25 protein-coding genes and 1 tRNA gene are annotated in these 22,784 nt (G+C 65.8%); 10 read left to right on the plus strand and 16 right to left on the minus strand.

The annotated features are described in order from the left end of the window. Window positions 1-191: 191 nt before the first annotated feature. Window positions 192-584 (plus strand): cupin domain-containing protein, encoded by a 393-nt coding sequence (locus tag ACR2MZ_RS08120; protein ID WP_434004562.1) that lies wholly within the window; start codon window positions 192-194, stop codon window positions 582-584. Window positions 585-627: 43 nt separating this feature from the next. On the opposite strand, the gene ACR2MZ_RS08125 is transcribed toward ACR2MZ_RS08120, so the two are convergent. The 3 genes from ACR2MZ_RS08125 to ACR2MZ_RS08135 are packed head-to-tail and all read right to left on the minus strand — an operon-like array spanning window position 628 to window position 3,650. Next, window positions 628-1,986 (minus strand): APC family permease, encoded by a 1,359-nt coding sequence (locus ACR2MZ_RS08125; RefSeq protein WP_434004563.1) that lies wholly within the window; start codon window positions 1,984-1,986, stop codon window positions 628-630. A 12-nt stretch (window positions 1,987-1,998) separates the two neighbouring features. After that, window positions 1,999-3,372: a 4-aminobutyrate--2-oxoglutarate transaminase gene (gabT, locus tag ACR2MZ_RS08130; protein WP_434004564.1), complete on the minus strand. Its 1,374-nt coding sequence runs from the start codon at window positions 3,370-3,372 to the stop codon at window positions 1,999-2,001. Beyond that, window positions 3,369-3,650, minus strand: coding sequence for a hypothetical protein (locus ACR2MZ_RS08135; protein ID WP_434004565.1), 282 nt, complete (start codon window positions 3,648-3,650; stop codon window positions 3,369-3,371). The genes gabT and ACR2MZ_RS08135 overlap by 4 nt, the downstream gene beginning before the upstream one ends. A 481-nt stretch (window positions 3,651-4,131) precedes the next feature. Between ACR2MZ_RS08135 and ACR2MZ_RS08140 the strand changes: the two genes are divergently transcribed. The 4 genes from ACR2MZ_RS08140 (at window position 4,132) to hypB (ending at window position 6,786) form a co-directional block, all read left to right on the plus strand. Then, window positions 4,132-5,208, plus strand: a complete 1,077-nt coding sequence (locus tag ACR2MZ_RS08140; RefSeq protein WP_434004566.1) for a HoxN/HupN/NixA family nickel/cobalt transporter — start codon at window positions 4,132-4,134, stop codon at window positions 5,206-5,208. 7 nt (window positions 5,209-5,215) lie between these two features. Continuing rightward, window positions 5,216-5,689, plus strand: a complete 474-nt coding sequence (locus ACR2MZ_RS08145; RefSeq protein ID WP_434004567.1) for a Fur family transcriptional regulator — start codon at window positions 5,216-5,218, stop codon at window positions 5,687-5,689. Window positions 5,690-5,789: 100 nt separating this feature from the next. After that, window positions 5,790-6,140, plus strand: coding sequence for a hydrogenase maturation nickel metallochaperone HypA (gene hypA / locus ACR2MZ_RS08150; RefSeq protein WP_434004568.1), 351 nt, complete (start codon window positions 5,790-5,792; stop codon window positions 6,138-6,140). After that, complete coding sequence (hypB, locus tag ACR2MZ_RS08155; protein WP_434004569.1) at window positions 6,133-6,786, plus strand: hydrogenase nickel incorporation protein HypB; 654 nt, start codon at window positions 6,133-6,135, stop codon at window positions 6,784-6,786. The genes hypA and hypB overlap by 8 nt, the downstream gene beginning before the upstream one ends. Window positions 6,787-6,838: 52 nt before the next feature. Here hypB and ACR2MZ_RS08160 read toward each other — a convergent pair whose 3' ends face one another. The 4 genes from ACR2MZ_RS08160 to ACR2MZ_RS08175 all read right to left on the minus strand — a co-directional run bounded on the left by ACR2MZ_RS08160 (window position 6,839) and on the right by ACR2MZ_RS08175 (window position 9,080). Continuing rightward, a complete protein-coding gene (locus ACR2MZ_RS08160) occupies window positions 6,839-7,270 on the minus strand; it encodes a TA system VapC family ribonuclease toxin (protein WP_434004570.1) in 432 nt (143 codons plus the stop codon). Then, a complete protein-coding gene (locus ACR2MZ_RS08165) occupies window positions 7,267-7,506 on the minus strand; it encodes a hypothetical protein (RefSeq protein WP_434004571.1) in 240 nt (79 codons plus the stop codon). The genes ACR2MZ_RS08160 and ACR2MZ_RS08165 overlap by 4 nt, the downstream gene beginning before the upstream one ends. Before the next feature lie 132 nt (window positions 7,507-7,638). Further along, window positions 7,639-8,802, minus strand: coding sequence for a permease (locus ACR2MZ_RS08170; RefSeq protein ID WP_434004572.1), 1,164 nt, complete (start codon window positions 8,800-8,802; stop codon window positions 7,639-7,641). A gap of 2 nt (window positions 8,803-8,804) precedes the next feature. Next, window positions 8,805-9,080: a metal-sensitive transcriptional regulator gene (locus tag ACR2MZ_RS08175; protein WP_434004573.1), complete on the minus strand. Its 276-nt coding sequence runs from the start codon at window positions 9,078-9,080 to the stop codon at window positions 8,805-8,807. Window positions 9,081-9,291: 211 nt separating this feature from the next. Between ACR2MZ_RS08175 and ACR2MZ_RS08180 the strand changes: the two genes are divergently transcribed. Further along, window positions 9,292-9,834 (plus strand): hypothetical protein, encoded by a 543-nt coding sequence (locus ACR2MZ_RS08180; protein ID WP_434004574.1) that lies wholly within the window; start codon window positions 9,292-9,294, stop codon window positions 9,832-9,834. Between the two features lie 16 nt (window positions 9,835-9,850). Continuing rightward, a complete protein-coding gene (locus tag ACR2MZ_RS08185) occupies window positions 9,851-10,474 on the plus strand; it encodes a class I SAM-dependent methyltransferase (protein ID WP_434004575.1) in 624 nt (207 codons plus the stop codon). 29 nt (window positions 10,475-10,503) lie between these two features. Here the strand turns inward: ACR2MZ_RS08185 and ACR2MZ_RS08190 are convergent, their stop codons facing one another. The 6 genes from ACR2MZ_RS08190 to ACR2MZ_RS08215 form a co-directional block, all read right to left on the minus strand. After that, window positions 10,504-11,496 carry a cation diffusion facilitator family transporter gene (locus tag ACR2MZ_RS08190; protein ID WP_434004576.1) on the minus strand — a complete coding sequence of 331 codons (993 nt, stop codon included), beginning with the start codon at window positions 11,494-11,496 and terminating at the stop codon, window positions 10,504-10,506. A 169-nt stretch (window positions 11,497-11,665) separates the two neighbouring features. Further along, on the minus strand, window positions 11,666-11,983 hold the full coding sequence (locus ACR2MZ_RS08195; RefSeq protein ID WP_434004577.1) for a hypothetical protein: 318 nt from the start codon (window positions 11,981-11,983) through the stop codon (window positions 11,666-11,668). A gap of 227 nt (window positions 11,984-12,210) precedes the next feature. Beyond that, window positions 12,211-12,570: a VOC family protein gene (locus tag ACR2MZ_RS08200; protein ID WP_434004578.1), complete on the minus strand. Its 360-nt coding sequence runs from the start codon at window positions 12,568-12,570 to the stop codon at window positions 12,211-12,213. A gap of 115 nt (window positions 12,571-12,685) precedes the next feature. Continuing rightward, window positions 12,686-13,537: an LLM class flavin-dependent oxidoreductase gene (locus tag ACR2MZ_RS08205; protein WP_434004579.1), complete on the minus strand. Its 852-nt coding sequence runs from the start codon at window positions 13,535-13,537 to the stop codon at window positions 12,686-12,688. 379 nt (window positions 13,538-13,916) lie between these two features. Continuing rightward, a tRNA-Tyr gene (locus ACR2MZ_RS08210) sits at window positions 13,917-14,002 on the minus strand. A 176-nt stretch (window positions 14,003-14,178) separates the two neighbouring features. Further along, window positions 14,179-15,126 carry a MurR/RpiR family transcriptional regulator gene (locus tag ACR2MZ_RS08215; protein WP_434004580.1) on the minus strand — a complete coding sequence of 316 codons (948 nt, stop codon included), beginning with the start codon at window positions 15,124-15,126 and terminating at the stop codon, window positions 14,179-14,181. A 111-nt stretch (window positions 15,127-15,237) separates the two neighbouring features. Between ACR2MZ_RS08215 and ACR2MZ_RS08220 the strand changes: the two genes are divergently transcribed. Then, complete coding sequence (locus tag ACR2MZ_RS08220) at window positions 15,238-16,053, plus strand: UbiA family prenyltransferase (protein ID WP_434004586.1); 816 nt, start codon at window positions 15,238-15,240, stop codon at window positions 16,051-16,053. 21 nt (window positions 16,054-16,074) lie between these two features. Here ACR2MZ_RS08220 and ACR2MZ_RS08225 read toward each other — a convergent pair whose 3' ends face one another. After that, window positions 16,075-17,097 carry a CHAP domain-containing protein gene (locus ACR2MZ_RS08225; protein ID WP_434004581.1) on the minus strand — a complete coding sequence of 341 codons (1,023 nt, stop codon included), beginning with the start codon at window positions 17,095-17,097 and terminating at the stop codon, window positions 16,075-16,077. Window positions 17,098-17,227: 130 nt separating this feature from the next. After that, the gene (locus ACR2MZ_RS08230; RefSeq protein WP_434004582.1) at window positions 17,228-17,965 is read right to left on the minus strand and encodes a CDP-alcohol phosphatidyltransferase family protein; all 738 of its coding nucleotides are present in this window, start codon (window positions 17,963-17,965) and stop codon (window positions 17,228-17,230) included. A gap of 22 nt (window positions 17,966-17,987) precedes the next feature. On the opposite strand from ACR2MZ_RS08230, the gene ACR2MZ_RS08235 reads away from it, so the two are divergent. Both ACR2MZ_RS08235 and ACR2MZ_RS08240 read left to right on the plus strand, forming a co-directional pair. Further along, window positions 17,988-19,370 carry a dihydrolipoyl dehydrogenase family protein gene (locus tag ACR2MZ_RS08235; RefSeq protein ID WP_434004583.1) on the plus strand — a complete coding sequence of 461 codons (1,383 nt, stop codon included), beginning with the start codon at window positions 17,988-17,990 and terminating at the stop codon, window positions 19,368-19,370. A 36-nt stretch (window positions 19,371-19,406) separates the two neighbouring features. Continuing rightward, window positions 19,407-20,594: an acetyl-CoA C-acetyltransferase gene (locus ACR2MZ_RS08240; protein ID WP_434004584.1), complete on the plus strand. Its 1,188-nt coding sequence runs from the start codon at window positions 19,407-19,409 to the stop codon at window positions 20,592-20,594. Between the two features lie 460 nt (window positions 20,595-21,054). Here ACR2MZ_RS08240 and ACR2MZ_RS08245 read toward each other — a convergent pair whose 3' ends face one another. Further along, window positions 21,055-22,557, minus strand: coding sequence for a sialidase family protein (locus tag ACR2MZ_RS08245; protein WP_434004585.1), 1,503 nt, complete (start codon window positions 22,555-22,557; stop codon window positions 21,055-21,057). Between the last annotated feature and the right edge of the window lie 227 nt (window positions 22,558-22,784).

A 22,784-nucleotide genomic window follows, 5' to 3' on the forward strand; every position in this document is an offset into this window, starting at 1 on the left:
GCGTGGCTCTGCCTGCTCAAACAGTGTTCCGTCTCAGAGCCCCGGAGCGTCAGTTCGACTGGCACTGCCGAGCTGGCCAAACGTTTTCCTGCTGGTGACACCACAGTTAGCATGATGGTGCAACCTTTCACCGTCAGAGTGAGCGGCCCAGGGCTTGGATTGGCCGACCGACACAGCAGCAGGAGGCCCTCATGAACGGGACACCCGTCATCGCCCCCGGAGCGGCCGAGCGCTCAGGAGACCAGCAGCGCATCGCCGTCGACGGGACATCGTTCGCGCTCCACGAGTGGCGGGGCAGCGGGCCGCCGTACCTGCACCTGCACCATGAGGACGACGAGGCCTGGCACGTGCTCGAGGGCAACCTCAGGTTTCGCTTTGTCGACAGGTCCGTCGACGCCGGCGCCGGATCGACAGTTTTCGTTCCCGCGGGTGTGGCCCACACCTACGAGGCATCGCATGACGCCCGCTACCTGGTCATCCTGCCGCCGCGGCTTCGCCAGCTCATCGCTGACCTGTTCGGCACCCCCGACCGATCGCTGCACGCCGAAATCTTCCGCAGGTACAGCTCGGAGATCCTCGAGTAGGCGCGAGAGGAGCAGGACAGCCCAGCTCGATCACGCCAAACCCCTACTCCACATAGGTAACTTCTGGCGGCGGCACCCGGAACAACCGAGTCAGGTAGGCCAGGTAAGCCAAGCCGAGGGTCAGCCAGATGACTCCCAGGATCTTGGCGTTGCTCTCGAGGCTGAGCAGAAGCCAGACGTCGACGACAGCGCCGATAGTTGGGGCGACGAATTCCGTTACTACCCTCTTCCAGCCCCGCTCGCCACGTCCCCGGATGAAGAGGGCAATGACCGACAAGTTCACGAACGTGAATGCCGTGAAGGCTCCGAAGTTGATGAAGGAGGTCGATGTGGCCACGCTCAGCTTCAGCGCTATCAGGCCTGTCGCGCCGGCCAGAAGGATGTTGAGTGCAGGCGTGTGGAATCTTGGGTGGATGAATCCGAAGAAGCGCTTGGGCAGCACGTTGTCGCGGCCCATCGCGAAGAGCAGTCGGGAAACGGCGGCCTGGGCCGAGATACCGGAAGTGAACTGGGCGAGGATCAGGCCGCCCAGGAAGACTGAGGCGAAGAGGTCGGTGCCGATCGTCTTGGCGATGTCGAAGGCGGCGGCGCTGGAGTCCTTGAATGCTCCGCCGGGGTGGACCAGCTGGGTGGAGTAGGAGGCGATGACGAACATCCCGCCGCCCAGCAGGATGATCAGCAGGATTGCGCGCGGCACGGTCTTCCTGGGCTCGATCACCTCTTCGGTCATGGTGGTGACCGCGTCGAACCCCAGGAAGGAGTACGCCGCCAGTGCGGCGCCCGCCGCGACTCCGCCAATCGTGGTCTTCGGGTTGAGGAACGGCGCGCCGTTGAAGGCAGCCCCAGCGCCTCCGAGCCCAATCACATGGCGGAGGGAGAGGAGGATGAACAGGCCCAGCACGAGCAGCTGGATGACCATCAGCAGGGAGTTCACGTTGGCGGCCAGCTTGACGCCGACGAGGTTCAGGCCGGACGTCAGGACTATGAAGCCGATAACCCAGACCCAGGTCGGCACGGCGGGAAAGGCGGTTGAGAGGAAGGCGGCGCCAATCAGCCAGATGGCCATTGGGATGAAGAAGTAGTCGAGCAGGATCGCCCAGCCGACCATGAAGCCGATTCGAGGGCCGATCGACCGCCGGGTGAAGGTGTAGGCGGAGCCGGCAACCGGGAAGGCCGCGGCCATCTTGCCGTAGCTGTAGGCAGTGAAGAGCATCGCCACCAGCGCGAGCAGATAGGCCGACCCGGTCGAGCCGGCGGAACTCTCGGCCAGGACACCGAACGTCCCCAGAACTATCAGCGGCGCCAGATAGGCGAGGCCGAACAGCGTGACGGTGCGCAGGGTGAGGGTGCGCTCGAGAGTTGGGGCCCTGGTGTCGGTGGTGGCGATCGGCGCATCACTCATGGCTGCTTGCTCCTAGCGTCTCCGGCCAAGCGAGGCGAACGCCTCGTCCAGCACGTCCAAGCCCTCCTTCAGCAGGTGGTCGGGAATGACCAGCGGAGGCAGGAAGCGCAGCACGTTGCTGAACGTGCCCGCGGTGAGTGTCAGCAGACCGCGCCTGTGGCAGGCGGCCGCCACCTCAGTTGTCAGCTCCGGGTCAGGCTCCTTGGTGCCGGGCCGGACCAACTCGACAGCCACCATCGCCCCCCGGCCCCGGACATCACCGATCGCAGGGTGGCGCTCTTGGAGGCGGCGAAGGCGGGGCAGCATTGCCTCACCGATTGACACTGCGCGGCGGGTCAGGTCCAGCTCCTCCATGGTCTGGATTGCACCGAGGGCAGCGGCGCAGGCGACAGGGTTGCCGCCGAACGTTCCGCCGAGGCCGCCGACATGCACGCTGTCCATGATCTCGGCTCGGCCGGTGACCGCGGCCAGGGGCAGGCCGTCGGCAATGGCCTTGGCGGTGGCTATCAAGTCGGGCACCACCCCCTCGTGCTCGCAGGCGAACCAGTCACCTGTGCGGCAAAAGCCGGTCTGGATCTCGTCGGCGATGAAAACTATGCCGCGGTCCCGGCAGAACTCGGCCAGCTGAGCGAGAAAACCTGGCGGCGGGACGACAAAGCCGCCCTCACCCTGGATGGGCTCGATCACAACCGCGGCGACCTGCTCGGCCCCCACGTGTTTTTCAATCGCGCCGATGATCGCCGCCGGGGCCTCTTCTCCGCAGCGCTCAGAGCCGGTCGGCCAGCGAAATGGATACGCCATGGGCAGCCTGTAAATCTCAGGCGCGAAAGGTCCGAAGCCGCTCTTGTAAGGCATGGCCTTAGCGGTGAGCGCCATGGTCAGGTTGGTGCGGCCGTGATAACCGTGGTCGAACGCCACCACCGCCTGCCGCTTCGTGTACGTACGAGCGATCTTGACGGCGTTCTCGATCGCCTCGGCGCCGGAGTTCAAGAGGATAGAGCGCTTGGCATGGTCGCCCGGCGTCAGCCGGTTGAGCTGCTCGCAGACCGCCACATAGCCCTCGTAGGGCGCCACCATGAAGCAGGTGTGCGTAAAAGCGGCCACCTGCTCCTGCACCGCCGCAACCACTCGCGGGGCGCTGTTGCCGACGCTCACGACAGCGATTCCGGCCCCGAAGTCGATGAGCGAGTTGCCGTCGACATCGACCACCACGCCGCCGGCCGCTCGCGAAACGTAGATGGGCAGCGTCGAGCTCACCCCCCGCGCCACGGCCGCGCCGCGCCGCGCGTGCAGCTCACGGGATTTAGGCCCGGGGATCTCCGTGACGAGGCGTCGCTCCTGCGCCAGCTCCGGAGCAACGGTTGCGGAATGCACCATCGAGCTCATGGGGTCTCCTCCCCGGTCGCTTGGTTGGCGGCTGCGCCGGACTCTTGGCGGCGGACGAGGAACGGCTCCGGATCGAAGACCAGGGTTTCGCTCTGGATCTTGGCGTCGTCGACTGTGAAGTAATCGGCACAGAGCGATGGGGCTCCGTCGCTCGTGAACAGCTTGTACAGGATGAGTACGCCGTGCGCGTCTTCGAGGGCGGCGACCTTCTCCCAGCGCGGCTGGACGCGTTCAGCGAATGCGGTCAGCATGGTGAGGACGTTGCCGCTGGTCGTCAACTGCTGTTGGCCGCTGCTCTGGAAGACAACGTCCGGGGCCAGGTGCCGAGCAGCGGTGGCGAAGTCCCTGCTCGTCCAGGGTCCTGATACGCAGACACTATCTCCAGCGCAGATCCGTCGCTCACATTCCCTCCTTCGTGGAGAACCGACCCTCCGTCACACAGCCGATTATGAGCCGCGGGCCCAGCAGCTGCTGGGCGCTCCTCCATGATGCCCTGACCAACTCTTCGCGTTTTCATCTGGTCGGCGACCGAAGGGGAAACTGACATCAAAAGCAGTTTGAGCGCCGCCCAGCTGGCCCAGCCGGCTTTGCCACGCTATTGCGACAAGATCACCACAAGGCTCGCGCAGCGGACCATTTAACCTTAGCCAGAGCGGGGAAACCGTTCATACTGTTGCGACGCATTCCTGATAGACTCGCCCCGCTGATCTCTAGCGGCTTTGCTGGACGGAGGCTGACGGCTTCTCCGAGGAGGTAGACATGGCAGTGATCGCTCAGTCCTTCGCCCGAGCATTCGACTCCCACGAGCGGGGTAGGCTGCTCGGCTTCTATGGGGTGATCGCGCTGATCCACGTGGTCGGCTGGGGCGCCCTGCTGACTTACGGCGTCGGGCACCCGGCCTTCCTGGGCCTGGGCGGGCTTGCCTACACGTTCGGGCTCCGCCATGCTTTCGACGCCGACCACATCTCCGCCATCGACAACACGACGCGGAAGCTGCTCCAGGAAAGCCAACGCCCCGTAGGAGTCGGTTTCTTCTTCTCACTGGGGCACTCCACTGTCGTCTTCCTGATCGCCCTGGCGCTGGGGCTGGCAGTCAAGACGCTGGTTCAGGGGGTCGTGAGTGAGAACGGACAGCTGAAGAGCATCGGAGGGTTGGTGGGCACCTGCGTCTCAGGTCTGTTCCTGGTCATCATCGGCTTCCTCAACCTGCTGATCTTCCTGGGCATCGTCAGGATCTACCGCCGGATGAGGCAGGGTCAGTACGACAAGCACTCGCTCGAGCACGAGCTCGTGACCGGGGGCTTCATGGTGCGCGTATTCGGTCGTCTCTTCAAATTCGTCGGCGCGAGCTGGCAGATGTACCCCATCGGCTTCCTGTTCGGACTCGGCTTCGATACAGCTTCAGAGGTTGCCCTGCTCGCGATCTCCGCCGGCGCCGCAGCCCAGAACCTGCCCTTCCTAGCCGTGGTGTCGCTGCCGATCATCTTCGCCGCCGGCATGTCCTTGATGGACACGACTGACGGGGCCTTCATGGCCAAGGCCTACTCTTGGGCCTTCTCCAGTCCCATCCGCAGGGTCTTCTACAACCTGACGGTGACCGGTCTCTCGGTGTTCGTGGCCCTCTTCGTGGGCGTTGTCGAGCTCTCCCAGCTCCTCATCGGCCAGCTCAGGCTGGATGGACAGCCGTGGGATGCCGTCGGTGCCCTCAACTTCTCCAACATGGGCTTCGTGATAGTTGGTGTCTTCATCTTGACTTGGATCCTTGCCTTCGCCGTCTTCAGACTTCGCCAAGTGGAGGACCGCTGGGGCAAGATGGTGGACGAAAGCAGTGCCTAAGAACGACATGGCTGTGGCTCCAGGTCCCCGGCCTGAAGCTGAGACCCCGCGCTTGGACCCTGGCCGGCGCCTGACTCGCCAACGGCGGCTCGTCTGGCAGACGATTCAGGAAATTGGGCCCCACTGCACAGCTGAGCAGGTCACTGCCTCTGTCAAACAAGCGAACCCGCGCGTTGCGCGGAGCACCGTTTACCGAATCCTGGCTGATCTCTGCAGCGCCGGCGATGTGGTGGTGGCACGCCTTGACGCCGGCGGGCTCAGGTACGAACTCGCCGCGGCTGAGCATCCTCACGCTGTCTGCCAGGTCTGTGGCAAGGTCATCCACGTGGGCGACGAGCTGCTCGAGACATTCGAAGAGCACCTGGCTGCGACCGTCGGCTTCCGGACCGTGCGGATCGACCTCACAGTGAACGGAGTCTGCCGGGACTGCGCAGCACCCGGCCGGAGAGCCACTCGCCGGCAGCGGCACGATCACATCTAAGTCAAGGGAGAACCGATTCTTTTCTGTGCCGGAAGCCGCAACGCGAGTCAGCGCCGAGGCGCGTGTGTGAGAAGCCGGGCTCCCCGGGGGCCGCGAGAGGGTGCATGAGCTCTCGATCGCGGAGAGCATCGTCGACATCGTCGCTGAGACCGTCGAACGCCGTGGCGCCGGGCGAGTGGCTGCCGTGCATTTGAGGCTGGGCGCGCTGGCCGGCGTCGTCGACGAGGCGCTGCTCTTCTCATTCGAGGTGGCCGCCGCCGGAAGCCCGGTCGAAGGCGCGGAGCTGCGCATCGAGAAGGTGCCGGTGACCGTCTACTGTCCGAGCTGTCGAATTGATCGCGTCCTGGCAGGGGTGCAGCCACTCTGCTGCCCGACCTGCGGGACGCCCACGCCCAACGTGATCAGCGGCACCGAGTTGGAGGTGACCGCCATGGAGGTCGAGGATGGCTAAGGGCCTCAGGTCGATCGAAATCCGCGAACGCGTCCTGGGCAAGAACGACGCCCTGGCCGAATCTCTCCGGAGCCGCTTTCAGGAATCGGGGACCTACGTCGTCAACCTCGTCTCCAGCCCCGGCACCGGCAAGACCGCCCTCTTGGAACGCACGCTCAGTGAGCTGACTCGGGACAGGCGGGTGGCGGCGTTGGTGGGAGACCTGGCGACGGAAAACGACGCGCAGCGGCTCTCCCGATCAGGCGCTCCGGTGCGTCAGATCTCGACCGGTGGCAACTGTCACTTGGAGGCCGAGATGGTGCAGTCGGCCCTTCAGGATTGGGAGCCGGCCGGCTCGGAGGTGCTATTCATCGAGAACGTGGGCAATCTTGTCTGTCCAGCCAGCTACGACCTGGGCGAGAACCTGCGGGTGGTGCTGCTCTCAGTAACCGAGGGGGAGGACAAACCGCTCAAGTATCCGCCGATCTTTCACAGCGCAAATCTGGCGTTGATCACCAAAGTCGACCTGGCCGAAGCTGTCGGATTCGATCGTGCCGCACTTCGGGCGAACATCGAGGCGGTGAATCCAGGCCTCCCTGTGCTCGAGCTCTCGGCCCGAAGTGGAGAGGGCATGGACGCCTGGCTGGACCTCTTTCGGAACCGTTAGGACGGGTCGCTGGGGACCCAAGGTCCAAAGCGCCGTAGCCCTGGGATACAGCTCAGACGCGCAGGTCGCGGGCCTCGATGCCCTCGAAGCGGCGGAGGTCGCGATCGCGGGTGTAGATGGCGGCGACGCCGTGCTGACGCATCAGAGCGGCGATGTGGGCGTCGGGCACTTCATTGCCGCGAGCATGCTGGCCAGCGGTTGCCAGGTAGAGGTCCCAGAATCCGTCAGCTTCACCGGGCGTTCGCACGTGCGGCGCCTCGAGCAGCGCCGCAACGTTCCGGCTAGCTTCCCGGAAGGCGAGGGGACGGGGCAGGATGGCGGGATGGGTGACGATCCGGAGGTAACCCATGATCGTCGGCCAGAACAGGTAGACGAGGTCGGGACCGGCGGCGAGGCGCTCGACGAGGGCAAGCGCCGCACCGTGCGCTGGATCACTCTGGTTGGAGGCATAGACCAGCACGTTGGCGTCGACGGTGACGCTCACGAGCCGCTCTCGAGCAGTGCCTGGAGGGCTTCCTTATCCTCGATGTCCACGCGAGGCTTCCCTAGATCCCGGCTGGTCCAACGCAGCGGCGCCGGCGAGGAGACTCGCCCGCTCTCGCTGAGCGCGCCAGCGATCAGCTCGGAGGCTACCGTGCCCATGCTCTTGTGCTCGCGGGCACCGCGGCGGCGGAGCTCACGCAGGACCGAGGGATCGAGATCGAGCGTAGTGCGGGGCATGATGCATGATGCTACGGAGGAAAGCATCAAGTGGTTCGACCTGCGTACAGGATGGCGGTGCCCTGCGTTGCTCCAAGCGGCGGGGCGCCCGCTTGTCCCGCATGGCTGGCTGGCGTCAAATCCAGGTCGAGATCAGTGCGAGTGGGCGCTCCCCATCTCGCCCTCGCCAGGGCTGGGTGCGGCGTCCATCATCCGAAGCATCGCCATCCCGCCAGTGCGCAGGAACCTGATCAGAATCACCCCCACCAGGATCAGGAACACGAGGTCCAAAACCGTCGTGTAGTTCCAGGTTGGGGCCGCATCAGCGAAGTTGAACAGCCGACGAGCGGGGACCCAGCCCAGCGCCTTGAAGGCGAGGCTGATGAGAAAGCCGGCCAGCGCCATCGCCAGGTAGGAGACCACCGCCAGGTAGACGGCCACCCGGCCTCCGTAGTACTTCCGATAGATGTTGAGGATGGGCGGGATCAGAAGGTCGGCGAAGATGAAGGAGATCACACCGCCGAAGCTGATGCCGCTCCCCCAAAGCACTGCCGCCAGGGGAACATTGCCGATCGAGCAGACGAAGCTGAGCATCGAGATGACCGGGCCGATCAGCGGACCCCAGATCTCGGCCAGGAGGGGGTGCCCGGTCAGGAAGAAGGCGCTCCAGAAGGAGTTCGGAATCCAGGCGGCGACGGCCCCGGCGATGAGGAATCCGCCGGCCAGGTCCAGCCAAATGCCGTAGACGTCCATGACGAAGTAGTGGCTGATGGCTGTGAAGGCGGGGCCCGAGAACAGCCGCCGCAAGAAGGGACCTTCCGTCACCGCCATGTCCATCGCGGCGTGGCCCTCCATCTTGCCGACCCGCCCCTGCTCGGCTTGAGCGCGCGCCTCCTCAACCAGCCGCCGCCGCAAGGTGAGGCGGAATGCGAAGGCGAGCAGCACTATCATCAGCGCGCCGCCCGCGTACTCGGCCGCGAGGAACTGCCAGCCCAAAAGGACGAGCAGAATCAGGCCCAGCTCGATCACCAGGTTGGTGGAGGCGAACTCGAAGATGATCGCGTTGGCGAGAGTCGCTCCCTTCCTGAACAGCGAGCGAGCGACAGCAACTGCTGCGTATGAGCAGGAGGAGGAGGCGATGCCAAAGCCGCTGGACACGACTACCGAACGGGGCGAATCCTGACCCAGGGCGCGCACGATTGCGCCCTTGGAGATCACTGCCTGGACGGCGGCAGAAAGCAGGAAGCCCAGCGCCAGCGACCAGAGCACCTCCCAGAACATGAAAAAGGCGATCCTCAGAGCGTCGAGGAGGAACACCTCTACCTCCTGACCAGCCGCTCGACGGCTTCCGAGAGTTCACGGACCTTGGCGCTGCCGTCGCCCGCGCGGATGGCCTCAGTCACGCAGTGCTGGGTGTGGTCGCGGAGGAGCAGGAGCGCCACACTCTCCAGGGCGGATTGGACAGCGCTCACCTGGGTGAGGACGTCGATGCAGTAGCGGTCCTCCTCCACCATCTTGCACAGTCCGCGGACCTGGCCCTCGATCCGGCTCAGACGCTTTTCGATCTGTTGCTTGTCCTTGACATAGCCAGTCATTCTTCGCAAAACTATACCAGTTAGGGGTATCTGGTATGACGCGACGCGGTAGATCCGGCCATGCCCGGAGTAAGGCTGGACCGCGCCCCCGACGCCCACTACCTCTGCTCGGCGGCCGGCTGTTCGGAGTTGGAAGTTCACCGTGAAGTACATCACCGCGGCTGTCCCGGCCGCTGCGTTCCGTTTGTAATGTCGGAGCGTTGATGCCCTTATGAAACCCTGGTCGGCGGTCGTCATTGCGGCGGTGCTGGCGCCTGTGCTCGGCCTCTTCACTGGCGGCTCCGAAGCTGCCGCCTCTTGCGCGTTCTCGCCCGAGCAGATACGGGGCTCGTTCGCGAACGCTCCGGTCGTCTTTGTAGGGACTGTCGTTGCCACCAGCAACGGTGATCGTGAGGCCACGGTCAAGGTCGAGTCGATCTGGCGGGGCCCCGACCTGCTGACCTACGTTCGGATAAGTGGGACGCCCGAGCCGGGAGGGCACACCGACGTCGATCGGACGTACCAGGCCGGTAAGCGGTATCTCTTTGTTCCCGTGAACTCGAGCTCCCCCTTCCAGGACAACAACTGCACAGCAACCCAGCTCTACACGACAGCTCTGGCTTCACAGGCTCCGTCAGAAGCCCGCCCAGCTCAACCGGGCGGCGACCCGAGCCCGCCAAGGCCCAATCTTCCCTGGATTGCGATAGGTGTGCTTATGCTCCTGGTGACCTTGGGTTTAGCTGGCTGGCGGCTGAGACCGCGAGGCCAATCCTGAGGAGCGCGCGCTGTCCGTGAGTACGGAGACCGAACGCGTTCGCCAGATCTGGGAGAAGATGGCTCCCAGGTACGACAAGGACATCGCCTTCGCGGAGCGCATCCTGTTCGCCGGTGGCCGGGAATGGGTCTGCGCTCAGGCGGCAGGGCGCGTCCTGGAGGTCGCTGTTGGGACCGGTCGCAATCTGCCCTTCTATCCACCGCACCTGCGCCTGACTGGCATCGAGTTAAGTCCGGCAATGCTCGAGATCGGCCGCCGACGCGGCGCCGAGCTGGGAATCGAAGTCGACCTGCGCGCCGGGGACGCGCAGGCCCTCGATTTCGACGACGAGAGTTTTGACACGGTGGTCATCACGCTGGCGCTCTGTTCGATCCCCGACGACCGCAAGACGGTGGCTGAGGCTTGGCGCGTGCTCCGGCCGGACGGTCTTCTCCTACTTCTGGAGCACGTTCGCAGCCCGCTGTTGGCAGTTCGGGTGCTGCAGCGCATCGTGGACTTCTTCACAGTCCGCTTCGAGGGCGACCACCTGCTGAGAGAGCCGCTCGAGCAGCTCCAAGTCGCCGGCTTCGTTGTCGATCGGCTCGAACGCTCGAAGCTCGGGATCGTCGAACGGCTGGCCGCGCACAAGCCGTCGCTCTAGAAGCAACTCGCGAGCGGACCTGGCCCGCTTCAGTCCTGGTGCCCTTGTCTGTGGTCTGACCCCTTTGCCCTGGGCATGGTAGCGAGGGCATGAGGGTGGTTGTGCTGTCCCACGGAGTGCTCCAGCGCCGGATCACACGGATGGCAGGCCTCGATCTGGACAGTGGTATGTCCGATCTCGAATCGATCACAGAGCTGCTTCTCCAGCTGCCGGACCAGGTGCTCAGCGTCTGCGGCGACAAGGTCTTCCTGGACCACTACGTGACAGCTCAGCGCCAGCTGCTGTGAGTCCAGAGACCAGACATGAAGATCGTGGACCGAATCGACGCCGGCCGCCTCGATAATCGTGGCCTCGACCGAAGCGAGGTCGACGCCTGGAGGAGTCCCCTCGAGAAGGACGTGGCCGGTGTCCCTGACAATCTGCAGGGCGCCCCAAGCAATCAGGGCTGCGATCCCCAGGGAGATCAGGGGGTCGGCGTAATACCAGCCGGTGAGCAGGATGATCACCCCAGCCACGATCACGCCTATGGAGGCACCGATGTCGCCGAGCACGTGGAGCATTGCCGCACGCACATTGAGGTTCGCCCCTGCCTCTCGCAGCCCGACCGCGATGAAGGCATTGACCGTAATCGCGACCAGGGCGGCAGCTATGACGAGGCCGCCCTGAACCGGTTCCGGCCTGGCGAAACGGCGCACGGCCTCGACTGCGATAAAGGCGACGATGAGAATCAGGCCGGCGCCGTTGACCATGGCGGCGAGGATGCCGACGCGGTGGTAACCGTAGGTTCGGCGTGCGTCGGCCGGCCGCTTGGCCTGCTCAACTGCGAACCAGGCCAAGCCGAGGGCGACGACATCGGTCAGGATGTGGCCGGCGTCGGCAAACAGGGCCAAGGAGTGTGCTAGCCAACCGGCCGCGGCTTCGACCAGAAGGATCAGCACTGTCAGCCCGAGCGCCAGCCGCAGACGGCTGCCGATCAAGTCCGCATGGCCGTGAAGGTGGTCGCTCATATCAGTGGTCTTCACAAGGATTCTTCCCAGTTCGGGCGTCCTCCGACGCCTCGAGCGCCGAAGTTGCCGGCGGCGCTCGGCCCACCATAGCCCGCTGAGCGCGTTCACCCGATTCTGAGAGGGGTCACACAGCTGCTGAATCGGCCGCCGACTGCCGAGCCCGGCCGCGGTTGCGCGACGGCCATCAGCCAACTTCCGCGCTGCCGGCTCGGTTGATGATGGTGGTCCGAGCGATGGGCTCGCCCATACTCCAGTACTCCCAGTCCCCGATCGTGAGGTAGCTGAGGCGGTATCTGGGCTTCTGGGAAGTGCGCGGCCAGGGCTTGATCACTCCGGCTTCTCGGATCAGGGCCACGAAGGCCTCGAACTCGGCTTCCAGCTCCGGCGCCCACTCCCGCACTGTGTACTCGTGAGGCCACTGGGGCATGGTCTTGGCGAACTGCCAGCGGACCTTCGATACGTAGGCGGCAGCGGCGACGCTATCGAAGCCTGGGTTTGTCAACCTGAATTGGCCCGACCGTGCTCATCTGATCTGGCCCCACCTCTGGGGCGTAGGGTTCGAGGGTGCCGCCGGGTCAGGTCGTCCTGCAGCTGCGGATCATGACGGGCTACTGATCGCCTATTCCGTACCCTGGGCGGCGGCAACTCCACTCGGGTGAGGGTCGACCAATTGGCAGTCCGGGCGCGAAGACGCTCACTCGCGACGGACCGTGAACGCGAGACGACGCTCTACTCGTCTCGGTGGCTGACGATGTTGATCACGTTCCCGTCCGGGGCGCGCACAAAGAATCTGCGGACGCCCCACGGTTCGTCGGTCAGCGGATGAATGATCTCGTAGCCGCGGCGCTGCGCTTCCGCGTAGGCCTCGTCCACGTCGTTCCCGACGTGCACTGAGATCAGAGAGTCCTGAGGACTTGTGGCGTCTCGGGTCACCAGCTGTACGCACGCTCGCCCGTCTGGCGACCCGTAGCGCGCCACCCATCCGAGGTTGAAATCCTCCACGTTCAGTCCTAGGTAGTCGGTATAGAAGCCGCGCGCCGCGTCGATGTCAGCGACCGGCAGGTTCGTTGTGACTCCCGTTACTCGCACAGCGGCTCCTTGGGTCGCGTCGGTCTAGCCATCGTCGAGAAATCATGTTGACACGACGCGATGGAGCGCATGATGCCCGATCTGCGCTCGCGTAATACCCGCCGGCTGAGCAGCCCTACATCACAGCCGCGGCGAGCTGGTCGACCTGCTCCACGGACGCGATCGTCGGCGAGAAGATCAGCTCGTCCATGCCCACCTCAGCGAAGGCTTGCACGATCGCTCGCAGCCCGGCCGAGTCGCGACCCACCGAAGGCCAGATGCGTTCCCCCATCGGGCCGTAATAGTCGGTGAGGTAATCCAGACCCAACTCCGAGCGTTCACCGAGCGCGAAGTAGTGCAAGCCCCGGAACTCGGGCCGGCCCTCGCGGCCGGCGGCCGCCCATGCCTGGCGCACCCGCTCCATCATCGGAGCAGCGCGCTCGGGACCACCCCCGCCCGAGCTCCAGCCGGCACCCCACCGGACGGTGCGTCGGACCGCCTGCTCGGACTGACCGCCGATCAAGATCGGCACACTCCTCCCGTTGACCGGGCGAGGCGTCACCGGTCGCGGGCTACCCGCGACGTTGTCGCCGCGCCAGGCCGCGTGCATCAGCTCGAGGGCATGGTCCCAGCGGCGGCCCCGGTCGTCCATCGAGGTGCCGGTGGCCTCGAAGTCGTCCGGCCTCCCGCCGACTCCGACGCCGAGTACGAAGCGACCACCGGCGAGCTGGTCGAGAGCCGCGCACTGCTTGGCGAGGGTGACTGGCTCGCGGGTCGGACCGAGCAGCACGTCGGTCAGAAGGGCGATCCGGCTGGTCGCGCCGGCGGCCGCGGCGAGCACGACCAGCTCGTCGTAGGTCGGATAGGCGACCCGGCCGATCGTGGCCAGGGTCGAGAAGCCGTGCTGCTCAGCGTGCTGCGCCCACTCCAGCAATAGCGGACCCGTGGTGCCGGGAATGGAGTTGGGGATGCCGATGCCGATGCGCATCAGCCGAGCGCCATCGTGCGCCCGGGCTGGTCGTATCGGTCGCGGATAGCTTCATTCATGCAAACACCCTAGCCGCTCAGGCGAGCGCCATGTCCGTGGTTTGGACGCAGCGAGACGGTCCTACTACGTCGCCGTTGGCTTCGGCCATCTCCTTCGCCTACCGGACGAACCCGCCGCGCTTGCCTTGCGCGAGCGACTGGCGGATCATGGCGTCGATACGACCCCGATCATGCAGCCTCCAAGGCCAGAACGTTGTTGTCTAGGAACCCCATGCTCCTGATCGGCCCTTGGTCCATACCAACCGCAAGTTGGGGTGAAACGTTGGTGAATCGCTCATCGGATGATGTCTGGCTAGTCGATTTGTATTCAATTCGGAGATTGGTGGGCCGGGGGGGAGTCGAACCCTCACAGCTTTCGCGGCGGTTTTACAGACCGTTGGGCTCGCCACATGCCCTTTGCCGACCCATGCGTCTACTCCTGAGGGGAGCGCAGCAGCAATGGTACCGCCATGCGCGAACGTGGACACTACGTCCTCGGCGTCGTCATCGGCACCAACTTCCCCAACGCTCCGTGGGAAAGACGGCCGGGCCGGGTGACCCAGCTACCCGGGTTCGCTCAGTCGCGCCGAAGCCCCGCATGGCCTAGCCGTGCTGGCGGCGGGGCAGGAGTGAGTGCGACTCCACCGCCAGTGCCGCAGCTTCCATCCGCCGCCGGGCGTGCGCGTAGGTGCGCTGCGCCACCCCTATAAAGAGGCAGTCGAGGATGAGCAGCGGCGCATGGCGAGCGATCATTGCGCTCTCCCTGAGCGGCGAGCGATCATGGGCGGAAGTGGTCAGCATCAGCTCGGCTACGTCGGCGATGGGCGAGCGCGAGTGGTTGGTGATGGCGATCGTGTGAGCGCCCCGGCGGCGGGCTTCGCTCAGCACCTCGATTGTCTCTTTGGCAGCGCCGCTGTGGCTGAGACCCACCGCTACGTCTCCCCGGCTCAGCTGCGCGGCGCTGACCAGAGCCTCATGGATGTCCAAGGAGTTGCTGGCGTTGAGGCCGATGCGATGCAGGCGCGTTTGGAAGTCGCGGGCCAGCAGTGAGCTGGCGCCGACCCCGTAAACGTCCACCCGGCCGGCGCGCACGAGTAGGCTGACCGCAGTCTGCAGCTGGCCCAAGTCAAGCTGGTCGGCCGTCTGCTGCAGAGCGCGCAGGCTTCCATTCAGCACGCTGGCCACTACCTCGTCCAGCGGATCCTTAGCCGACAGGTCGCCGGCGTCCTTGGCCCAAACGTGATTCTGAGTCGCTCCGCCCTCAGCAGCCAGGGTCAGGCGCAGCTCGGGATATCCGGGAAGATCAAGGCTGCGGCAGAGCCGGGTCACAGTGGTCGCTGAAGTGTGGGCTCGCTGTGCCAGCTCAGTGATGGTCCAGCCGGACGCGGCCGCAGGGTCGTCAATCAGCTGTTCGGCCACGCGCCGCTCAGCGCGGGTGAGATTGGGCAGCACACTCTGGATGACTGCGGTTATGGGCGGCCGGCCGGCGCCGGCGCGGCCGTCCAGCTCGACACGCGTGCTGCCGGCGCGCCTGAACGATTGTGAACTCATTAGAGTCGTGCGGTGAAATTTACACCCTCAGCCGCAGCGCTCGCGCTGACCTAGAGCCTTGCGGTCTGAGCCGAGTCGACGGCCGTGCTGGCGCAATCGTGGCTCGGCCGGATGAACCGCTGGTCAGGCCTTCTGCGCGCCTGCCACCCCGAACCTGCCTTGGCAGTAACCCTATGCGCCGGCCTTCTCGCCTTGACCAGCGGAAGAGGCGCCGGCTCCCTGCTGGTCCTCGCCGCGGTCGGCTCGGGTCAGCTCTTCGTCGGCTGGTCCAACGACTATCTCGATAGGGATCGCGACAGGCTGGCCGGGCGCAGCGACAAGCCGGTCGCCAGTAGGGTGGTACCCGCAGCCAGCGTCAGGCTGGCTGCGCTGCTGGCGCTGGCCGCCTGCGCGCCGCTCTCCCTGCTGCTGGGCTTGGCCGCTGCGGCAACCCATGCCGCGGCCCTGGTCTCCGCCCTGGTTTACAACTGGCGCGGGAAGTTTGCGCCCTGGAGCCCTCTCCCCTACGCGATCTCCTTCGGCCTGCTGCCGGCGATTGTGAGCCTCAGCCTGCGACCGCCGCATCTGCCCGCCGCCTGGGTCATGCTGGCCGGAGCGTGCCTTGGCGTGGGGGGTCACTTTGCCCAGGTCCTCGCCGACATCCCTGAAGACCGCAGGCAGGGCAGCCGTGGCCTGCCGCAGCTATTGGGTCAGCGCATCTCTGTCAGCGCCTGCGCCGCCCTACTCCTCGCCGCCACGTTGCTGGTGACTCTCGGCCCTGGTCGCCTGGGCGGCTGGGGGCTGGTGGCTCTGGGCGCAGCCACCGGCGTCACAATCGCTGTCCCCGTGAGCGCGTTTGCAGGCCGGCTTAAGCTGGCCTTTCGCCTGACCCTGCTGGTCGCAGGGCTCGCCGTCCTCAGCTTTGCGCTTGGGAGCGGTTCCCTCTAGCTGGACTCCCTGGGGCTTCCGCTAAGGACCGTAGATGAAGCCGATGAGCGGGATGGTGCCCGGGTGGATCGTGCGGCCGGAGACGATGTTCCAGCCTTTGTAGTTCATCTCGGAGACGGTCCAGGAGCCGTCGGGGGCCACCGACTCGACGTAGGCGACGTGACCCCAGCCGCTCTCGGCGGTGACCATGATGGCGCCCGGCGCGGGAGTCTGGCCGGTTCTCCAGCCGGCGGCTTGAGCCTGGCCGAACCACTCCCGTGCGTTACCCAGCCAGGGCACCGGCTTGCGGTTGTAGACGTACCAGGTGCAGTAGCCGTAGGCAAAGCGGTTGCCGCTCGTGGGCGCCCAATTACTGGCAGCCGGCGCGGGACCGCTGACAGCGGGCGCGGAACTGCTGGCGGGGCGGGGCGGCGCGGCGGGGGCACTTGCGCTCGTCGGCCTGGTCGGCGTGAACGCCTGCGCCCCCGCGGCTGGTCGATCGAAGTCAGGACCCTTGCCGCCAGGTATCACCAGCGAGCTGCCGGCTGCCAACTGAGCGTCGGCGCTGCCGCGGATGTAGTTGAAGTCGAGGACGACGTTCGTGTCCGCGTGGTAGGCGGCCGCAAGGCTGTGCGGGGTGTCACCCGCCTGGACGGTCAGGGCCACCCCGTTGACAGGTGGGACCACCAGCGACTGACCGGCGCTGACGTCGGTGGCCAGGCTTTTCAGGGTTGCGTAGTTGGACCAGCGGATCGACTCGACTGTCAGATGAAAGCGATCGGCAACGGCTTGAAGGTTCTCTCCGTCCGCCACCTGATAGGTCTGAGCCGAGTGGGAGACAACCGCTCCGCTGGGCAGAGCGGCGGGCTTCACTATCGTCCCGGCCCGACCGAGGGCAATGCTTCCTGAGGATCCACCCTGACCGCTCACCAGGCCCTCGGCATTGACAGCGCCGAGGCGAAGGTTGACGCCGGCAGTCACGCTGTGATCGAGCGACGCGTATCCGGAGAGGACCAGCGCTACAACGAGCACTAGAACGTGCGTGATATACCGACTAAACCGCAATAGAACTACCCCCGAGTTGTTTGGGTGACCGCTGTCACCGGCGACGTTGGTCACCCTACCAGGCTGGGCCGAGCGGTGTCAAACCGCGGGGGTGTGAAGAAGGTTGAACGCAGCCGGCGGCTGCTTGGTTTCACACTCTGGGATTCGGCCGGGCACAGCCGGAGGGCACGGAAGTTGCCTGCCGGCTCGCTCTGGCCCAGCGAGCCCAGGCTCGGGCGGCCAGCAGCAGCTGAAAGCCGGCCGAGGCGAGGCGGGTGACTTGCGGACGGGGAACATCTATGGCCCGCGCGGCACCGAAGTACCAGACGGAGACGGCTGCTGCCGGCGTCAGCCAGAGGCTCAACGCGAGCCCTCGGAGCAGGCGGCTGGGCTCGTGGCGATACGCAAACCAGGTCCAGAAGGTAAGGTCCGCCAGGGCATCGGCATAGGCGCCAAAGCCAGTCTCGCGGGAGCCCGCGCGGGCGATCCATCCATCCGCCAGGTCAGAGCCGAGCGCGGCGGACGCCACCCACGCTCGTTGGCTGCCGCGGAGGGCAGGCAGGTTGGCCCGGAGAAGCGTCAGCAGGTTGGCCACGCCGAGTGAGCGCGGCTGGTCGCCCAGCAGGCCGACGTGGCTCCAGGCGAGCAGCCAGGAGCCGATCACCCAGCGGGGCGTTCCCAGCGTCAGCAGGGCCAGGTGAAGCAGGTGGACTTCCAGCGCGGCCCGGCGCTGGCGGCGGGCGGCTTCCAGGGACCTTCGCCACGAGCGCCAAGCGAAGCGGAACCACGCGGCGGGCGAGTAGGCGCCGGCGGCCAGGTCGCCGAGCAGAGAGTCGACGAAAGCCTGAGTCGAGGCTGAGCGGACGATGGGGGGTCTGGGGCCAAGCATCTCAACCGTATGCTGCACCGCGGTGAGCGACGAGTACGACCTGGCGGTGATCGGAGCCGGTTCGGCCGGCCTGTCGGCAGCCGGCTTCGCCGTGCGGCTGGGAGCCCGCACGGCGTTGGTGGAGGCTGAGCGGATCGGCGGTGACTGCACCTGGACAGGCTGCGTGCCCTCCAAGGCACTCCTCCACGTTGGCCGCATTGCCCACGAGATGCGTACCGCAGGCCTCTACGGGCTGCCTTCCTGCGAGCGCGGCATCGATCTCCGCGCCGTCCTGATCGCTGTGAGGGAGGCGGTGGCGCGCGTTTACGAGCTGGAATCGCCAGAACGGCTTCGTGCGGCCGGACTCGAGGTGAGGCTGGGCGCAGCACGCTTTATCGATCCTCACACAGTGGAAATCGAGGGCGAAGGACGGCTCCGGGCTAAGCACTTTCTGCTCTGCACAGGCGCTCGCCCCAGCCTTCCTGCGGTTCCCGGCCTGGAAGCGGTGCCCCACGTCACCTATCGCGATGTCTGGGACCTGACTGAGCTGCCCCGCCGGCTGGCCGTGCTCGGCGGCGGTCCGACCGGCTGCGAGCTGGGCCAGGCCTTTCAACGGCTGGGTTCCCAGGTGACCTTGCTCGAGGCAGCCGCACATCTCCTGCCCGGCACGGAGCCGGCAGCAGGTGAGCTACTGCGGGCTGTCTTCGGGAGCGAGGGTATGGATGTCCGCCTGGCCACCAGCGTCCAGTCTGCCGCTGTGGGTCAGGTGGGACTCCGGCTCTCCACCACCACTGGCGAGATCGAAACGGACACGCTACTGGTGGCCGCCGGAAGAACTCCCTTCACTGCTGGTCTGGATCTGCACCGTGCCGGCGTCGAGCTGACTGGCGCTGCTGTGAAGGTCGATGGCAAGCTCCAGACCAGCCAGCCTCACATCTATGCAGCAGGCGACGTAACAGGCTCCTTCCAGTTCACCCACTACGCCGGCTGGCAGGCCGTTCAGGCCGTCCGTAACATCTTGTTGCCAGGCGGCGTCCAGGGCACGCGCGCCGCGGTGCCATGGGCGGTCTTCACAGATCCGGAGGTGGCGCAGGTCGGGGAGCTCCGGGGGAGCTGTCGCGAGTGGCCCGTCGCCCGAGTTGACAGGGCCCAGGCGACCAGGCGCCGCTCAGGCCTGATTCGCGTCTATCTCGACGGCAGGGGCCGCATCAACGGCGCGCTGATCTGCCTGGAGGCAGCTGCTGAGCTGATCAATGAGCTGTCCCTGGCGATGCAGACGGGCACCAGGTGGGCGGAGGTGGCCAACGCCATCCACACCTACCCCAGCTACGGGATGGCGCTCCAGCAGCTTGCCGCCCAGGACGCTGTGGCAGCTGTCACGAGCGGGTTCCGAGGACGACTGCTGAATCGCCTGGCCAAGCGCTGAACTGCCGGTTCCGGCGGGCGGTTTAGAGTGAAAGTGATGACCAAGTCGGTGATAGTAGCTGGGGCTCGCACCCCGATCGGCAAGTTCGGTGGAGCGTTCAAGGCCCTGAAGGCAGTGGAGTTGGGCGGCGTTGCCATCAGGGCAGCGCTGGAACGTTCAGGAATCGCCGGCGAGGACGTCGAGTACGTGATCATGGGTCAGGTCCTGCAGGCGGGGGCCGGCCAGATCACGGCCCGCCAGGCGGCGATCCTGGGCGGTATCCCGATCGAGGTGCCCGCGATCACCATCAACAAGGTCTGCCTCTCCGGTCTGAACGCCATCGCCATGGCTGACCAGATGATCCGCGCCGGCGAGGTGGACACGGTGGTCGCCGGCGGTATGGAGTCGATGAGCCAGGCACCCTACCTAATGCCCAAGGCCCGCTTCGGAGCCCGCATGGGCAACGTTGAGATGGTCGACTCCATGATCCACGACGGTCTCTGGTCGACCTTCTTGGAGCAGCACATGGGCGAATCTTCTGACGATGTCAATCGGGAGCTGGAGATCAGCCGCGAGGAGCAGGATGCTTGGGCGGCCCGCTCCCACCAGCGCGCGGCGGCTGCCTGGGAGTCCGGCCGGCTGGCGGAGGAGAGCGTGCCCGTCAGCGTTCGCCGGCGCCAGGGGGACTACGCCCAGGTCGAGCGAGATGAGGGGGTGCGCCCGGACACCACCGCCGAGGGTCTGGCCGCGTTGAAACCCGCTTTTCAGAAGAACGGCACCATCACAGCCGCCAACGCCTCCCAGGTCTCCGACGGCGCTGCCGCGGTGGTGGTGATGTCTGCGGGCAGGGCGGCGGAGCTGGGCCTGCAGCCGCTGGCTGAGATTGTGGCTCACGGCATGAGCGCCGAACGTTACGCGTGGCTGCACACTGTGCCCGGCCTGGCGCTCAACCGAGCCTTGGAGAGGGCGGGGCTGAGAGCCGATCAGCTGGACCTGGTGGAGTTCAACGAGGCGTTCGCCTCCGTCGCGCTGAACGCCACTCGCATGCTGGAGCTCCACGAAGAGCGCGTCAACGTGAACGGTGGCGCAGTCGCCATCGGTCATCCGATCGGCGCCAGCGGAGCCCGGCTGGTGCTGACGCTGGCCCACGAGCTGCGCCGGCGCGGCGAGCGGCTGGGCGGGGCCGCGCTCTGCGGAGGCGGCGGCCAGGGCGATGCGCTCATCATTCGCAATCCCGCAGCCTGAAACACCTTCCCCCCTCCGGGGCTAGCCCGTTCGCCTGCGCCGACGGCGGCTCAGCCAGCCGATGCCTTGCCCCGCCCGTGTCCCGTACACCGAACTGGGGAAGGCGTCCGGGGCGAACGGCGGCTTGAGATTGCCGGATGGAGTCGTTGCGGCGCCGCCTCTGCAGGGCGTCCGCATCACCGCCGGGAGTCCTGCGGCCCGGCTCTCCCGCCGCCATCACTTGCACCTGCAGTCAAGAATCCCGCGCACGCTGGTTTGGAAAATGATATAGTGGTGCTATCAGGTTTACCTCGGGTCTCGGCCTCGGGTCTTACCGAATCAAATCCTCCCCCTACTCCCAAGCGGCCCACCTCCCGGTGGGTCGCTTGTTTGGTCAGGAGCCCCGGGACGTTCGCCCCAAGCAGAGCACGAGAGGGCGCCTCAGCTGAGGCGCGCTCCGAAGTACTTTAGGAAGCGCGGCTCAGTCGCGATTGTCTTGCGTTGAGCGCGTCCAAACGTCTGTCGGGTTGACGATGTTGCCTGAGTTGGTGGTCACGTACAGCGGATGGAAGCTCTCGCCGGGCGCCACCAAGCCCTCGTAATCGCCCACGAAGAAGCCGCCGGCAACCGGCGCATCCGCCATGTCAAACGGCGCGTCGACCACCTCGGTGTCGCCGAAGTGGAGGTTGCGCCCGCTGGTCACCCTCATGAAGTAGTCGGTCATGTAGGTGCGGGGGTAGCTCTGCAGCTGGTAGTAGGTGACCCCGACCTTGCCATCAGAGTTGACCGCCACGGTGGCCGTGAAGGCTGACTGCCCAGTGGGTTGATTCACTCGCTGAGGTTCGCTCCAGTGTTGGCCACCGTCGGTGGAGCGGCTGATTGCGATCTCGTCGTACTTGCCACCGCTGAAGCGGGAATCCTGCCACACGATGTAGAGCGACCCGGTCTCTCGATCGATGGTTGGGATCGGGATGATGTCACCGGTCCGGAGGTGAGGTACGCCCACCGATCGCAGATCCTGAAACAGAGTTGGTTTGGTCCAGTGGTCACCGCGATCAGTGGAGGTCACAAAGCCGAGGTGGAAATTGCCATCGGCAGTGATGTAGTTGAAGAAGTCGTAGAGCCGATCGGTGCGCGGGTCGATGACCATGTAGTTGCCGATCGTCTGCTCGTTGACTGCGGTCTGCACGATGGGGCGCGCCTTCTGCCAGGTCTTGCCACCGTCAGTGGTGCGGGAGAAGAAGGTCGGCCCTGTGAAGGCAGGGAGCTGGGCCTGGGCCGGAGCCGCCGTATTGGGTCGGGCTACGCCGCTCTGGCTTTGCAGGGCGGGCATGTCGCCCGCAGGCTGGCGCACCCGATTGCCGGCGCCTGGAACGTCTTCCAGCCGGTCCCAGACCGCATACGCGGTGCGACCGCGGGTCGGATCGGCGAAGATCAGCTCCTTGTCGTTGAAGGGATCACCGGTAGTGGGATTGGCGACGTCCTGAATGATCGGCACCACATTGGTCCAGGTCTTCCCACCGTTGGGCGAGGTTGCTGCCACCACTGCGTTCCGGATGCTGTTGGCGTCAAACGAAATGGCGATCGAGTACGAATTGCCGTCGCGGCCGATTGCGGTGCCCGGATCGGAAGCTCGCTCATAGTTCACCCCGCCCGGAGCGCACTTGGAAAAGGGCAGGGCGCTGTCGTTCCAGCTGCGACCGCCGTCGAAGCTGTAGCCGGCCACCAGGCCATGGGCGCCCCCGTCGCTCCAGCGATCCTGCTGCCAGGCGCTCAGAAGGTGGGAGTGCGAGCTCGGGTCGTAGGTCAGAAACGGCTCCACCTCAGCGTTGAGGTAGTTGATGGCACCCTTGGCGGCACCCACCTTGCAGCCGGCGTAAGGATTGACCTTGCTTACCAGCACCGGCCCTCCGGCCAACGCCGTGCTGGTAGTCACAATCAGGGCGCCATTCAAAAGGGCGACCACCGACAGAAGCCTTCTCATACACCCTCCACACGCAACTATCCGACGGAACTGGCAAGAAGGTACGACATCTGCGAGGGCTTGGCAACCCCGTCTCGCTTGGCAACCCGGTCGCAACCGTCTGAGCACGTCCGGACACCCTCGTGACACCGGAGGTGGATGAGACGACGAGAAAAGCAGCATAGAGAAGCACAGAGCCTCCGGCTAAGGTGCAGGAGCTTCCACACACCCACACCACCAAGAGGCTC

Source organism: Candidatus Dormiibacter sp. (assembly GCF_050999135.1).
Lineage (GTDB): Bacteria > Chloroflexota > Dormibacteria > Dormibacterales > Dormibacteraceae > Dormiibacter > Dormiibacter spiritus.